The following is a 14,101-nucleotide window of genomic DNA, read 5'->3' as shown; positions in this document are numbered from 1 at the left end:
AGGATGCGCCAGCCGTTAAGTCGCGAACTGAGCAATTTATTAGAGCGAGGCCGTGACCGGCAATTAAGGCTGGCCGTGACGGGCCTGTCTCAAGCAGGAAAAACTGCGTTTCTAACATCGTTAGTTAACCAGCTACGCCACGCGGGAGTGGAAGCTCAGTTAGATTTACTGCCTGCTGCCCGAGAGGGCCGTTTGCTTGGTGCACAACGTCTTAACCAACCCGACCTTGGTGTGCCACGCTTCCCCTATGACCCTGGCATGGCGGCGCTGCGCGACACCCCACCGCGCTGGCCAGAGCCCACCCGTGGCATCAGTGAACTGCGCTTACAGCTGCGTTACCGCCCTGCCCAACAAGGCTGGTTCACCCCAGATATTGCCCACTTAACCCTCGACTTATTCGACTACCCAGGCGAGTGGCTGCTGGATTTACCTCTGTTACAGCACGACTTTTACAGCTGGTGCCAGGCGCAGTCATTGCATGAAGGACCGCACCGGAAGGTGTTATTCAACGAATGGTTAGCGGAGGCGGAACAACTAGACCCTGCCGCCGAGGCCGATGAAGCTAAACTGGCAGCGCTCGCAGATGCCTATGCCCAAGGCCTTCGCCGGGCCAAACAGGCAGGATTTTCAGATCTTCAGCCAGGACGTTTTTTGCTTCCAGGCGAGCTAGATGGCGCGCCAGTACTGCAATTCTTCCCGCTACCTGAATTAAATGCATCGAAAGAAACCTTGGAAGCACTACCCGATACTAGTATTTACGCCACCTTGGCAGCACGCTTTCGCTACTACCAACAGCAAGTGGTGCGGCCCTTTTATCGTGACCATTTCCGTCGTTTCGACCGTCAGATTGTGTTGGTCGATGTGCTTGGTGCGCTTAATGCAGGGCCGGAACGCTTTGAAGACCTTTCCCGTGCGTTGCGCCAACTGATGCAAAGCTTCGATTACGGCAAGCGCAGCCTGCTGACGCGCCTGTTTGCACCGAAGATTGACCGCCTCGCCATTGCCGCCACCAAAGCTGATCACGTGACGCCCGATCAGCACGCCCATGTTGTGCAACTGCTGGAGGCGTTACTTGCTGAACCGCTTAAAGATCTGCGTTTTGCCGACATCCCGGTGAAAGCATTGTCACTGGCAGCCATACGCGCCACTGAGGCCCGTGAAGTGCTCCACGAAGGTAAACGCACCCCCGCACTAAAAGGCACCACCCTGGAAGGCGAAGATGTGCTGGTCTACCCAGGTGATGTGCCCAACCGCCTTCCAAAACCCGACTTTTGGCAGCAACAGGGCTTCGACTTTCCTAGCTTTCGCCCAATGTCTGTTGACAGCGAAGCGCTTTCACACATCCGTATGGACGCCGCTATCGACTGGCTGATTGGAGATAAACTGATATGAGCAACCCTCAGCCGCGCCGAGATTTCCAGACAGAAGAAGCATCCGTCCCTGGCCCTGAGCAGTTGCGTCAGCGTGAAAGTTTTGCCGCGACTGAATCGCATCAGCCGCTGACGACCCAGGCAGACGTCAAAGCACTTCCGGAAGCGAGCCTGAGCACGCCCCGAAAGCGCCGTTGGGGGCTGATGTTTGCCCTGGTCGGCGGTGCCACTTTGGGCAGCGTAGAACTGGCCACCGGCATTCCAGACGCCGTTGCCCAGTCACAGTGGATGTCCATGGCCTGGCAGCTGTTTGGCATTAGCTTGATCGGTTTAGGTGGTCTGTCGTTGTTGAAAGAGCTTGGCCGTCTGCGCCGCTTAAAGCGCCACGACCAATTACGCCATGACCTTGCCGAACTGCCACAGCGCTCTACTAAGCAAGCCCAATCCATGGCAGAGCAGCTGAAGCGCCAGCTAAAACTGGGCGACGATGATCCTCATTGGCAGGCATTTCAACGCGCCTGCCAGCCCCACCACAGCGGTGAAGAGATACAAACACTGCTGCGCTACCACCTACTGGCACCTCGTGACCGTGAAGCCCAACGCCTGATTACCCGTATGTCCGGCGAAACCGCCATTATGGTGGCTATCAGCCCGCTTACATTAGTGGATATGGCTCTGGTGGCCTGGCGCAGCCTTGCCATGGTCGACAGGCTCTGCCGTCTTTACGGGCTTGAGCTTGGTTACGCCAGCCGACTAAGGCTTTTCCGTAATGTGCTGCATAACATGGCCTTTGCCGGGGCCAGTGAACTCGCCACTGACGCCAGCATGGATATGCTTTCACTGGATTTGGCAGGTAGGCTTTCCACCCGCGCGGGCCAAGGCTTGGCCACAGGCCTACTGAGCGCCCGTTTAGGGCTACGCGCCCAGCGCCTATGCCGCCCGGTGGCCTTTACCGATGAAGAACAACCCAAGCTGGCCGATCTCCGCCAAGATCTGTGGCGGCAAATCAAACGGCTCGATAAAGATGCCGCTCCCACCACGCGCCCTCAAAAGTAAGCACATTTCGTAAGCTAAGCACCCTCCCATCAAGTAATGCTGAATGCCTTTGTGGGAGGGCGTTTCAGTTACGCCAAACGCTGTTCAGTCTCGGCATCAAATAGCACAGCACGAGCCATATCGACGCGCAGCGACAAGCGTTCGCCGGGTGCAATGGCGCACTTAGGCCCTACCCTGGCAGTGATTTCCTGCTCACCCAGCGGCAGGCGTAGCAAAATATCGGCACCGGTCGGCTCAACGACGCTTACCTTGGCCTCCATTAACGTCCCTTCCGCCTGCTCACTTAGCCGCACATCTTCTTCGCTGAAGTGTTCTGGTCGCAGCCCGAGGATAATCGGCTTATTCAGCTGTTCCACGAGTCCCGCTGCGTTGCGTTCAGAGGGCCATGGTAGCAGGACATCGTCTTCGTCAGGCGTGGCAATCCGCAATGCATAGCCATCTCCCGCCCCTTCAAGCCTCGCGCGAATAAAGTTCATCGACGGTGAACCCATAAAGCCTGCGACGAACATATCGACCGGGTTGTTATACACCTCATCGGGACTGCCAAGCTGTAAGATATGACCATCGCGCATTACCGCAATGCAGTCGGCCAGGGTCATTGCTTCAACTTGGTCGTGAGTGACGTAAACAATCGTGGTGCCTAAGCGCTGGTGGAGCTTTTTAATCTCGGTGCGCATATCCACCCGCAGCTTGGCATCCAGGTTGGATAGCGGCTCATCAAACAGATACACCTTGGGTTCACGGGCCAGCGCCCGCCCCATGGCCACACGCTGACGCTGACCACCGGAAAGCTGGGCAGGCTTGCGTTCCAACAGGTGGGAGATTTGCAGTAGATCGGCCACGCGCTCTACGGCAGTGATACGCTCGGCTTTGGGCACCTTGCGCATTTCCAGGCCAAAGCTGATGTTTTGCCGCACGGTCATACTCGGGTACAGCGCGTAGGACTGAAACACCATAGCAATATCCCGTTCAGCGGGCGTGCGCCAAGTGACGTCTTCGCCGTCGATATAGATATTACCGCTCGTCACGGGCTCCAGCCCAGCGATGGCATTCATCAGCGTGGACTTACCACAGCCAGATGGCCCCACCAAAATAAGGAATTCACCGGAATCAATCGAAATACTGACATCTTTCAGCACCCGCTCGCTGCCGAACTCTTTGCGCACGTTGTGAATTTCTAACGCTGCCATAATGAAAATCCCATTGTAAAGCGACTGACAAACTCCACTTAGTTGGATCGGTCAAAAGCCGCCCGTAGCGGGGGTCTTTCGCCATGGATGGCGAAAGTAGCGCCCATGGATGGGTTCACAGCGCCCCCGCCGAGGGCTGCTTCTGACCGTCTAGAAATGGTTGCTGCCATTCACTTAGTTGTTATTAGCCTTTCACGGAGCCTGCCGTCAGCCCGCGCACGAAATACTTTCCGGCCAGCACATACACCACCAGCGTTGGCAGTGCTGCAATCATTGCGGCGGCCATATCGACGTTGTACTCACGCACACCGGTGGACGTATTCACCAGATTGTTAAGCGCTACCGTCACCGGCTGGGTGTTATGGGCAGAAAACGCCACGCCGAACAGAAAGTCGTTCCAAATCTGGGTGAACTGCCAAATCACCGACACCACAATAATCGGCGCGGAAACCGGCAATAAAATGCGCCAGAAAATGCGGAAGAACCCCGCGCCATCCAGCTTCGCCGCCGAGACCAGTTCGTTAGGAATACCAACATAGAAGTTGCGAAAAAACAGCGTAGTAAAGGCGATGCCAAAGACCACATGCACCAAAATCAGCCCTGCACGGGAGCTTGATAGCCCCAACCAGCCCAGGGTTTGTGCCATGGGTAGCAGCACCACCTGAAACGGAATAAAGCAGCCAAATAGCATCAAGGCGAAGACCAACTCAGAGCCTTTAAAACGCCATTTAGTCAACGCATAGCCGTTTAGCGCCCCGACCGTGGTGGAGATCAACACCGCAGGAATCACAATCGCAAAGGAGTTCCAAAAATAACCGCCGACACCTTCACAGCGCATACCGGTACACGCTTCTCCCCAAGCCTTTGCCCAGGGTTCAAGGGTTGGGTTTTGTGGCAGCGACAGGAGCGTCCCCGCGCTGATTTCACTCAATGGTTTGATAGAGGTCATCAGCATGACCACCAGCGGCAGGATATAAAACAGCCCCGCCACGATAAGTACGCCATAAAGCACAGCACGCAACAGCCGTGCGGCAGGCGTTTGCCGACGAATCACGTTAGCCATGTTTGCGGCTCCTTAATTCGGAATAAAGATAAGGAATCAGGATGGCCAGCACACCGCCGAGCATTAACATGGCGCTGGCAGAGCCAAGCCCAATCTGGGCACGATTAAAGGCATGGGTGTACATAAAGGTGGCCGGTAGGTCAGTGGCGTAGCCAGGCCCGCCACCGGTGAGCGCTACCACTAAATCAAAGCTCTTAATCGCAATATGGGCCAGAATCATCACCGCGCTGAACACCACTGGGCGCAGGCAAGGCATCACTACTCGCCAGTAGATGCGCGGCAAGCTGGCACCATCTAACTGAGCGGCTTTGACGATACTGTCATCAATGCCGCGCAGCCCTGCCAAAAAGAGCGCCATCACAAACCCTGATGCCTGCCAAACCGCGGCAATTACCAGGGTGTAGATGGCCATGTCCGGGTTAACAATCCAATCAAAACGAAATGACTCAAACCCCCAGCTTTGCACCATCGCCTGGATACCCAGCTGGGGATTCAGCAGCCACTTCCACACCACCCCGGTGACGATAAACGACAGCGCCATGGGGTAGAGATAAATGGTACGCAGCGCGCCCTCTTGGCGAATTTTTTGATCCAGCAAAATTGCCAGTAGCGCGCCAATCACCAAACAGATCACAATAAACAGCACGCCAAACAGCATCAGGTTGGTAGAAGCTACCCACCAACGTTCATTGGCCATCAGCCGCGCATACTGGCCAAAACCAACAAAGTCGTAGCTTGGTAGCATGCGCGAGCTAGTTAGCGACAACACAAAAGTCCACAGCATAAAGCCGTAAACAAAAAACAGAGACACCGCAACAGAGGGTGCAAGCACCAAACGGGGTAGCCAGGCTTGCAGCCAGCCAGACGCCGTTGGCCTCGCGTGTATACGCGTTGTGGATTCGCTCATGAGATAATTCCTCGCCAGTCAGCCGCTAGCGCCGCCGTTGCGGCGGCGCTGTTACGTCACTTATTAAAAGTACGTGGGGCTTAAAAAGAGGCGGTTTCAGCCGCACTCACCAACCGTTGGGCGGCTTCATCGGCAGGCATAGTGGTATCGTTGAAGTAGTTAGTTACGACATCAAAGATCGCTCCCTGAACATCCGCGCGTACCGCCATCCCGTGAGCCATGCTGGGCACCAGGCCACCCTCATCAGCAGTGCGTTGGAAATCAGCAAGCGACTGTTGGGCACAGCTATCGAACTCACTCATATCTAGATCGGGGCGGGCAGGAATGGAGCCTTTGGCAAGGTTAAAGGCTTCTTGGAAGGTCGGCTCTAACACTAAGCGTGCCAGGGTTTGCTGGGCATCGCGCTCGGCGTCGTCAGTTACACGAAACATAGCCAAGCTATCGATATTAAATGTGAACGCATCTTCAGTGCCGGGAGCTGCAGCGCACAGATAGTCTTCACCGGCCGTAAGACCTGCGGCAGTGAACTCCCCTTTTGCCCAGTCGCCCATTAGCTGAAAACCTGCAACACCTTCAATCACCATGGCGGTGGCAATGTTCCAATCGCGGCCGGACATGCCCTCATCCATCAGCTCGCGCAGGCGCTTAAAATCTTCTAGCGCGGCGATCATCTGCTCTCCACCAAGAGCTTCAGGGTCTAGCTCCACCAGCGCTTGCTGATAAAATTCGGCGCCTTGACTACCCAGCACGACACTTTCAAACACCGTGGCGTCTTGCCACGCTTGGCCACCATGGGCTAGCGGTACAAAACCAGCCTCGCGAATGGCTTCACCTGCGGTAAATAGCTCCTCAAGCGTAGTAGGCATTTCAACACCTGCCGCTTCTAACACTTCAGGATTTGCCCACAGCCAGTTAACGCGGTGAACGTTCGCGGGTACGGCAACATAGTGGCTGTCGTAGCGCATAATATCGGCAACACTCTCGGGCAGTAGGTCGTTCCAACCTTCAGCGGTGGCGACGTCGTCTAAATCCCCCAGCAAACCAAGCTCGCCCCACTCCTGAATTTCAGGGCCTTTAATTTGCGCGGCGGAAGGCGGGTTGCCGGACATGGCTCGGGATTTAAGTACCGTCATGGCGGTTTCACCCCCACCACCGGCCACGGCAAAATCCTGCCAGCCATAGCCTTCGGCTTCCATTAAGTCTTTAAGAACATTAGCTGCCCGGGCTTCACCGCCGGAGGTCCACCAGTGCAGCACTTCCACTTCGTTAGCATGGGTAGTGCTGGCCACCATGCTGGTGCCAGCCGCCAGGGCTAACGCCAACGCAGACTTCTTAAACGTGGACAGGTCAACAACGGACATATTAATAGTGGGCATGGCTCGCTCCTGCTGTTTTTATTGTGTTGATACGCTGTGGTATCGACTGATGGCCGATCAAACGACTCACAGCAGAGTACGCCACCCAGGCACACAACGGGAGTTACCGAGTCCTGCATAGTCTTGGCAGTTTGTTACTAGTGTTAGTGGTTTATTACAAACCTGTAATACTTGTTTGGCGTGGTAGCGTTAACGTGGCCACCAGCCCCCCTTTTGAATGGTTAGATAAGACAATATCGCCCCCATGGGCGCGGGCAATATGCCTGGCAATGCCAAGCCCTAGGCCGCTGCCACCGGTGTAGCGGCTTCGCGAGGCTTCCAGGCGCACAAAAGGCGAAAACACTCGGGAAAGCTGCGTATCAGCAATACCTGGCCCATTATCATGAATGCGCAACGTCACAATCCCCGCCTGCTCTTCCAGCGTGACGGTTGCTTTCTGGCCATAAAACACCGCGTTCTCAAGCAGGTTTGCCAAGCAGCGTTTTAGCGCCAGCGGCTTAACGGTCAGTGGTACTACGCTGCCACAGAGAGATACCTCTCCACCATGTATACGCAGCTCTTCGGCAATCTCCAACAGCAGCGCGTTAAGATCTGTGGGTTGTGGCTCTTCATGCAGGTCCAGTCCTTTTACCGAGGCCAGTGCGCCTTTGACCAGCTCGCTTAATTCATCAAGCGAGGCACAAAAACGTACACGCTGGACGGGGTCATCGAGCATTTCAGCCCGCAGCCGCAACCGTGTAATGGGGGTTTTAAGATCATGGGAAATCGCCGAAAACAGCCGCTCGCGCTCATCAATCTGTTCGCGAATACGCTGCTGCATCCGGTTAAAGGCCGCCGCAGTGGCGGCCACTTCTTTAGGGCCACTCTCTTTGAGTGGCGGACTATCCAAGTCATCGCCCAACTGGCGTGCCGCTTTTGAGAGCCTTGCCAACGGTCGGGTCACACTGGTAATGCCCAGTAGGGAAAGCGCTAACACGCTGAGCAGCACCAACACGCCAACTAATAAACGCTCTTCAGACAGCCAGCGATAGCCGCTAAAAATATCCGGTACGCCCAGCAGTGTGGCCACGTAAAGCCAGGTGTCAGGGGCCAGCTCCAGTTGCACCACTAAGATCGGTGGAGACAGTGGCTCCATTAACAAACTGTGCTGCCCCCAACGGGGTGGTAAATCATAAAGCAGCACTTCGTTATTGAAGACACGCAAGGTTTCCGGGCGGGAAAACTCCACCACTACATCGTCGATGGAGAGTTGTTGGGTCAAGATAGCGCGTACATTGTCGACCACGACCTCTTTTTCCGGGCCGCTGCCAATATCTTCGACGGGAATACGCCGCTCATTCACGCTAACGAAGAAGCGCGTGCCGCCCATGCTACGCAGCTGATCCAGTACAATGTGCCGGTAATCTACCGGCAGCGAACGGAAAAACCGCATGGTCGAGGCAATACTGAAGGCCATATTGCTAGAAAGCTCATCTAACTGTTCCAGCTGGCTGGCCCGCACCTGGGAAGTCCATAGCGCATAGCTGGCCGCTTGAGCGGCCAGAACACCTGCAATCATGATGATGACAAAGCGCCCGCGTAGACTGCTGGGTAACCAGCGTGCGAGTTTGCGCTTTACGCCTTTCACGAAGCGGGTTCAACCATGGCAGTCAGCACATAGCCAGCCCCTCGCACGGTCCGAATCAGCTGAGAGTGCTGCGCATCTTCCCCCAGGCGTTGGCGCAAACGGCATACGTGTACGTCAATCGAGCGATCCAGCGGCGGTGCTTCACGACCGCGGGTCAATGTGTAGAGATCATCGCGGGTAATGACCGTGGCTGGCCGCTCCAGAAACACCTGTAATAGCTGAAAATCTGCGCCGGAAAGTGCGGTACGAATGCCTTCTCGGTCGATGAGTTCGCGGGTCATGCGGTCAAGCTGCCAGTCACCAAAGCGCACCCAGCGGGCCTCTTGGGCTGTCGCGACCGTTGCGACAGGCCTAGCACGGCGCAGCACCGCTTTAATCCGCGCCAGCAGCTCGCGAGGGTTAAAGGGCTTAGCGATATAGTCGTCAGCGCCTAATTCGAGCCCCAACACACGGTCAGTATCATCAGCACTGGCGGTGAGCATAATAATCGGTATGTCGCTGGTTTTGCGCAGCTCTCGGCAGATGGTAAAACCATCATCTCCCGGCATCATAACGTCAACAATCAACAAGCTTGGCGTTTGCTTGGCCAGCTGCTGATAAAGCGAATCCGCCCCGTCGGCGGTCAACACGTGATAACCGTGACGCCCTAAATAGTCTGCCAGTAGTTCGCGAATTTCCAAGTCGTCATCAACGACCATCAAGGTAGCAGGCGTGGTAGTCATGGTAGCAAAGCGCCCCTGGGTTATTATCACTCGTTATTATCGTTGTCGGGGCTAGATGATGGTGGAGTGACCACCCTATCGCAAGCGGCCATCGACCAAGGTGGCAGCGCGAAGCGTTTGTTACAGCCCAAAGCGCTGTTTCAGCCACTCGGCAACGGCTGCTTCGCCATGGTGGCCGATACGTTCAGCCCCCTTTATACGATCAAATAGTGCCGGGTGGGCATTGGCCATTACCTGAGCCTCCCCTGCCAAGTTAAGCATTTCAATGTCGTTTAGGTTATCGCCAAAAGCCAAACACTCTGCCGGTGTCAGCTTTAACGTTTCCAGCAGCGCCGTTAAGGCCACGCCTTTATTGACGCCACCGGCCATAATTTCCAGAGCGTCCGCAGTGGAGTAAGTAATATGCAACCCCTGCCCATGTGCTTGATGGGCCTGAACTTCCAGTTGCGCTAATGAATCTGGGTCACCCAGATAGAGCACTTTACCAACCCCCTTGGCATCCATCTCTTCCGGCGGCACGACCTCATAAGTAAAGCCGGTCGACGCATGTAATGACAGTAGATGTGGTGCCTCGGCATCGACATGCCAACCGTTTTCGCGGTAAAGGCTGAGCCGCACCTGAGGCGGGCGCGGCAGCTGAATAAGTGTTTCGGCATGGGCTGGTTCAAGATGCGTCGCGCTCAACAGCGTGCCAGCAGGGTCATGAGTATACGCCCCGTTGGTACTGATCAAATGGATCGGGATATCCAACTGATCGCGAAACACCCGCATATCGTGATAGTGGCGGCCAGAAGCCAGCGCGACATGATGGCCTTGCATTACAAGCGCCCTCAACACCTCAATCGTGCTTTCATGCAGCCGGTGGTCGCTGCCTAACAGCGTACCGTCAAGGTCGGAAACGATAAGGCGTGATGTCATGGTGCACTCCTTTTTAAAAAGTAGAGAGGCTAGGAAGAAGTGGGGTTTTATGTTTATTTTCGAGCTTAACCGATTTAGCTAGGCACGGGTAAGTCATTGACCTGCCAATGGTGGCCCGACTTCCTTCAGGGGATAATTGGCGCAGCCTTTAGGAATCCGTATAGTGGCAGGCTACTCTCGCCAACTGATTGAACACATGCTGCAAAACAACTCATTGCTTGCCCAGCTTAAGCAACAGATCCGTGACACCACCCCACGCGCTGAAGGGGTGATTAAAGCCACCGAAAAAGGATTCGGTTTTCTTGAAACCGATAGCGGTGAATCCTATTTCGTGCCGCCCCCCGCCATGAAGCAGGTACTGCACGGCGACCGCGTCGAGGCAGTGATTCATGAAAACGGCGATAAAAAGTCCGTTGAGCCTGAAAAGCTTATTGAAGCTGGGCTTGACCGCTTTGTTGCCCGTGTTCAGAAGCGCGAAGACCGTTTAGCCGTTGTGCCCGACCATCCGTCGATTCGCAACGTGCTGAAGGCGCGCATCAAGAACAGCCTGGATGAAACGACCATTGCTGATGGCGACTGGGTTGTCGCGCGGCTAGTACGCCACCCGCTGAAAGAGAATGATCGCGGCTTTTTCACACAAATTGACGAACTGGTGGCTAAGTCCGATGATCCCACCGTTCCGTGGCGCGTCACTCTCGCCCGCCATGCGCTGGAACAGGAGTGCCCAGACGCCGGCACCGAATGGCCACTGCATGATGAGGGTTTAACCCGTGAAGACCTCACCGCGCAGCCCTTCTTCACCATCGATGGTGAAAAAACTCGCGACATGGACGACGCGCTACACGTAGAAGCGCTGGAAAGCGGCGGTTGGCGACTGAGCGTTGCCATCGCTGACCCAACGGCCTACGTTGAAGAAGGCCATGCGGCCGACCTTGAAGCGCGTACCCGTGCTTTCACGGTCTATCTACCCGGCCAGAACGTAACGATGCTACCGGAACAGCTGGCGGACGACCTTTGCTCGCTATGGGAAGGCCAAGAACGCCCTGCCCTTGCTTGCTCGTTAGATATTAATGCCGACGGCAGCCTGGGTGATTACCGCTTTTTTGCGGCTAACGTAAAATCTCACGCCAAACTAGTTTATGACCGCGTTTCCGATTGGATTGAAGGTCAAGGTGACTGGGCTCCCGCCGACAATATCGCTGAGCAGCTGAAAGCACTGCGTGATTTGACTGAGGCACGGACCGCTTGGCGCAACGAGCATGCCCTGGTATTTAAAGATCGTCCGGACTATGTTTTCGATCTGGACGAGGCAGGCAACGTACTGGGCATTCGTACCGAAGATCGCCGCATCGCCAACCGTATGATTGAAGAGTCGATGATTGCCGCCAACGCGTGCTGTGCGGATTTCCTCGCCAAGCATATCGGCCACGGTATCTTTAATGTACACCGCGCCTTTGAGCCTGAAAAAGCCGAATCTGCCCAAGAATTCTTGGCAACTCAGGAAATCGAGGTCGCCCAGGAAGCACTGACTGAGCTGGCTCACTACAAAGAGCTAAAGCGTGCCCTTGAAAGCCGTGATGATGCCTGGCTGGACGCACGTCTGCGTCGCTTCCAAGGCTTCACCAGCATGTCGGCTCAACCTGGCCCGCACTTCGGCCTAGGGTTACCGGCTTACGCCACCTGGACCTCGCCTATTCGTAAGTACGGCGACATGGTCAACCACCGCTTGATTAAGCGCGTGCTTAAAGGTGAACAAGCACCTGCGGAAGCCAGCCAGCAGCTCACTGAGCAGCTCACTGAGCGTCGCCGCCTGAACCGTATGGCAGAGCGCGACGTAAAAGATTGGCTCTACGTACGCTACTTAACGCCGGCCGCTCAGAACCAGGACGCCTTCGATGCGGAGATCATGGCGATCAATCGTGGCGGCATGCGAGTACGCCTGCTGGAAAACGGTGCTACCGCCTTCGTACCCGCTCCGCTGATGCACAGTGATCGAACCAAAGTGGTCATTGATGATAAAGAGGGCCGCATTCAGATTGAAGGCGAAGAGCGCTACAAGTTAGGTGACAACGTGCGCGTTGCGCTAACAGAAGCCCGCGAAGAAACCCGTTCGCTGGTAGCAAAGCCGACGGCGTAAAACCTTCTATATATAAACCTTCTATATAAACTAACTATAGAAACTTGTTAGAAAACCGGCTAGATAACTGGTTAGGTAAACAACAACGGCGCCCTAAAGGTGCCGTTGTTGTTTTTTCCAGGCAATAAAAACCCATTACCTTTAGCTAGGCTGCTGATGCTGCACGAAAAAGCGCAGCATTTCCTGCGTGGCATTAGGGCCTTTAGGATCTGTATAGCTACCCTTCACGCTCCCCCCGGACCAGGCGTGGCCTGCTCCATGGATCTTCCACTGCTCCAGGCGTGGCTTGCCCGCTGAATCATAATGCGTGGTACGCGTGTAGGCATGACCAGTGGCGGCTTTTCCCTTCTCTACCATTGGCTTATAGGCACCCTCTGCTGGACGCAATGCACCGTATTGGGCGGCAACGCGATCCGCATTATTGGGGTGCACGGTGGTGTCGCGGTCGCCATGAAAGATAATAGCGGGCACATCTGATGCCCATTCGGCCTCTGGCTTTTTACCCCTATTACCAAGTGGCCCTGTGCCTCCTTGCATAACACTCAGCGCGTCGGGAAGGCTTTTTGCGACACCGTGGGGCAGCCCAGAGTGAACACCTACCGCTGCAAACAGATCCGGATAGGTCATCGCCAGCGTCGTCGCCATGGCCGCCCCCGCCGAGAGCCCTGCCACGTAAACTCGGCTCGCATCGAGCCCATGCGTATCAATAACGTGGCGAGCCATACCCGCTAGAATCGAAGGCTCTCCTCCTTCGCGCTGCTGGTCTTCCGCTTTGAACCAGTTCCAGCATTTCGAATGATTAGCACTGATCGGCTGAGCAGGATAGAGCACGCAGAATTGCTGCGTATCAGCCAGCTGATTCATGCTGGTTCCAGCCGCAAAGTCATCGGGATTCTGTGTGCAGCCGTGCAGCATAACCACTAGCGGTAATGCCTGCCCCTTATAGCCACTGGGGATATACAGCTTGTAATCACGCGAGCCAACATGATTAGAAAAACGCCCAGCCGTAAACGCGCCCGCGCTGGCTTTCCGGCCGTGACCACATGCAGACGATGAGGCTCTCGATGCTGGCCTTGATTTCGATACAGTACCGTCTTCGTCGACAACCTCACAGGTTCCCTCAAAGATATTGCCACCCTGGTAGGGCTTGACTGGCGCTTCTTCCCCATTCGACTCAGGTATTGCGCCCTGGAGAAGTGCCATGGCTTCATGCAACTTGCCTGCGCGCGTCAGCCGCGTCGCTTCTTCCATTCGCTTATTCATGGTGGCGCCAATCATGGTTAACATCCTACTTCCGCTTAGCGGTTAAAAGTCATTCAGTGAGTTCGGTCTGCCAACGCGGCCTTCACCGCTTTGCTAGCATGTAGGGCACCTAGCACCACCACCGATTCAATTGTGGCACGGGCAAGCTCTGGCGTTACATCGTCAGCAATGCTGGCCATCCCCAGCACTTGAATCTGCAGCTTTTCACCTGCCGACTGCAGCGCCTCCAAGTCCCCTCGAGTGTAGTGTTCAAGCCCTAGCACGAACGCCTTGCGGGTTATGGTTTGCTTAACCACTTCAGCATGTGTCGCCAATTGGTTACGAATGGCCGTGCGTATTAGGTCAGTACGGTTTGAATAAAACCCCTCTTGAACCAACAAGTCGATTTGCCCCAGGTCGACCACCCCAAGGTTAATGGTGATTTTTTCGCTGGAATCGCCGGACTTACGGCGTAGTTCATGCACGCTCATGT

General features: G+C 55.5%; 12 protein-coding genes. 3 read left to right on the top strand and 9 right to left on the bottom strand.

Annotated elements, in window-relative coordinates; all coding sequences use genetic code 11:
- The first annotated feature begins 3 nt into the window (after positions 1–3).
- Complete coding sequence (locus tag K1Y77_RS04920; protein ID WP_030070147.1) at positions 4–1,392, top strand: YcjX family GTP-binding protein; 1,389 nt, start codon at positions 4–6, stop codon at positions 1,390–1,392.
- On the top strand, positions 1,389–2,426 hold the full coding sequence (locus K1Y77_RS04915; RefSeq protein ID WP_264430623.1) for a YcjF family protein: 1,038 nt from the start codon (positions 1,389–1,391) through the stop codon (positions 2,424–2,426). The genes K1Y77_RS04920 and K1Y77_RS04915 overlap by 4 nt, the downstream gene beginning before the upstream one ends.
- A 68-nt stretch (positions 2,427–2,494) precedes the next feature.
- Here K1Y77_RS04915 and K1Y77_RS04910 read toward each other — a convergent pair whose 3' ends face one another.
- From K1Y77_RS04910 to K1Y77_RS04880, 7 genes are all read right to left on the bottom strand, one after another.
- A complete protein-coding gene (locus tag K1Y77_RS04910; protein ID WP_264018602.1) occupies positions 2,495–3,616 on the bottom strand; it encodes an ABC transporter ATP-binding protein in 1,122 nt (373 codons plus the stop codon).
- Between the two features lie 184 nt (positions 3,617–3,800).
- A complete protein-coding gene (locus tag K1Y77_RS04905; RefSeq protein ID WP_030070144.1) occupies positions 3,801–4,679 on the bottom strand; it encodes a carbohydrate ABC transporter permease in 879 nt (292 codons plus the stop codon).
- The gene (locus K1Y77_RS04900; protein WP_264430621.1) at positions 4,672–5,586 is read right to left on the bottom strand and encodes a carbohydrate ABC transporter permease; all 915 of its coding nucleotides are present in this window, start codon (positions 5,584–5,586) and stop codon (positions 4,672–4,674) included. The genes K1Y77_RS04905 and K1Y77_RS04900 overlap by 8 nt, the downstream gene beginning before the upstream one ends.
- Positions 5,587–5,666: 80 nt before the next feature.
- On the bottom strand, positions 5,667–6,962 hold the full coding sequence (locus K1Y77_RS04895; RefSeq protein ID WP_030070142.1) for an ABC transporter substrate-binding protein: 1,296 nt from the start codon (positions 6,960–6,962) through the stop codon (positions 5,667–5,669).
- 154 nt (positions 6,963–7,116) lie between these two features.
- Positions 7,117–8,589 carry an ATP-binding protein gene (locus K1Y77_RS04890; protein WP_264430619.1) on the bottom strand — a complete coding sequence of 491 codons (1,473 nt, stop codon included), beginning with the start codon at positions 8,587–8,589 and terminating at the stop codon, positions 7,117–7,119.
- Entirely contained in the window at positions 8,586–9,311 is a 726-nt protein-coding gene (locus K1Y77_RS04885) for a response regulator (protein WP_264430618.1), read from the bottom strand. The genes K1Y77_RS04890 and K1Y77_RS04885 overlap by 4 nt, the downstream gene beginning before the upstream one ends.
- A 120-nt stretch (positions 9,312–9,431) precedes the next feature.
- Positions 9,432–10,229 (bottom strand): Cof-type HAD-IIB family hydrolase, encoded by a 798-nt coding sequence (locus K1Y77_RS04880; RefSeq protein WP_030070139.1) that lies wholly within the window; start codon positions 10,227–10,229, stop codon positions 9,432–9,434.
- Between the two features lie 196 nt (positions 10,230–10,425).
- Between K1Y77_RS04880 and K1Y77_RS04875 the strand changes: the two genes are divergently transcribed.
- The gene (locus K1Y77_RS04875) at positions 10,426–12,366 is read left to right on the top strand and encodes an exoribonuclease II (protein ID WP_030070138.1); all 1,941 of its coding nucleotides are present in this window, start codon (positions 10,426–10,428) and stop codon (positions 12,364–12,366) included.
- 141 nt (positions 12,367–12,507) lie between these two features.
- Here K1Y77_RS04875 and K1Y77_RS04870 read toward each other — a convergent pair whose 3' ends face one another.
- Together K1Y77_RS04870 and K1Y77_RS04865 are read right to left on the bottom strand one after the other, a co-directional pair.
- Complete coding sequence (locus K1Y77_RS04870) at positions 12,508–13,644, bottom strand: extracellular catalytic domain type 1 short-chain-length polyhydroxyalkanoate depolymerase (protein ID WP_264430617.1); 1,137 nt, start codon at positions 13,642–13,644, stop codon at positions 12,508–12,510.
- 38 nt (positions 13,645–13,682) lie between these two features.
- Entirely contained in the window at positions 13,683–14,099 is a 417-nt protein-coding gene (locus K1Y77_RS04865) for a CopG family transcriptional regulator (protein ID WP_030070136.1), read from the bottom strand.
- Between the last annotated feature and the right edge of the window lie 2 nt (positions 14,100–14,101).

The organism is Halomonas qaidamensis (genome assembly GCF_025917315.1).
Taxonomy (GTDB): Bacteria; Pseudomonadota; Gammaproteobacteria; order Pseudomonadales; family Halomonadaceae; genus Vreelandella; species Vreelandella qaidamensis.
The sequence above is the reverse complement of the archived record's forward strand: the minus strand, read 5'-3'. Positions and strand labels throughout refer to the sequence as shown.

Bases quoted from the DNA above. Each gene is read 5' to 3' on its own strand.
- K1Y77_RS04875 (WP_030070138.1), top strand. From the start codon at position 10,426: ATGCTGCAAAACAACTCATTGCTTGCCCAGCTTAAGCAACAGATCCGT.
- K1Y77_RS04880 (WP_030070139.1), bottom strand. From the start codon at position 10,229: ATGACATCACGCCTTATCGTTTCCGACCTTGACGGTACGCTGTTAGGC.
- K1Y77_RS04885 (WP_264430618.1), bottom strand. From the start codon at position 9,311: ATGACTACCACGCCTGCTACCTTGATGGTCGTTGATGACGACTTGGAA.
- K1Y77_RS04915 (WP_264430623.1), top strand. From the start codon at position 1,389: ATGAGCAACCCTCAGCCGCGCCGAGATTTCCAGACAGAAGAAGCATCC.
- K1Y77_RS04905 (WP_030070144.1), bottom strand. From the start codon at position 4,679: ATGGCTAACGTGATTCGTCGGCAAACGCCTGCCGCACGGCTGTTGCGT.
- K1Y77_RS04920 (WP_030070147.1), top strand. From the start codon at position 4: ATGCGCCAGCCGTTAAGTCGCGAACTGAGCAATTTATTAGAGCGAGGC.
- K1Y77_RS04865 (WP_030070136.1), bottom strand. From the start codon at position 14,099: ATGAGCGTGCATGAACTACGCCGTAAGTCCGGCGATTCCAGCGAAAAA.
- K1Y77_RS04900 (WP_264430621.1), bottom strand. From the start codon at position 5,586: ATGAGCGAATCCACAACGCGTATACACGCGAGGCCAACGGCGTCTGGC.
- K1Y77_RS04870 (WP_264430617.1), bottom strand. From the start codon at position 13,644: ATGATTGGCGCCACCATGAATAAGCGAATGGAAGAAGCGACGCGGCTG.
- K1Y77_RS04895 (WP_030070142.1), bottom strand. From the start codon at position 6,962: ATGCCCACTATTAATATGTCCGTTGTTGACCTGTCCACGTTTAAGAAG.
- K1Y77_RS04910 (WP_264018602.1), bottom strand. From the start codon at position 3,616: ATGGCAGCGTTAGAAATTCACAACGTGCGCAAAGAGTTCGGCAGCGAG.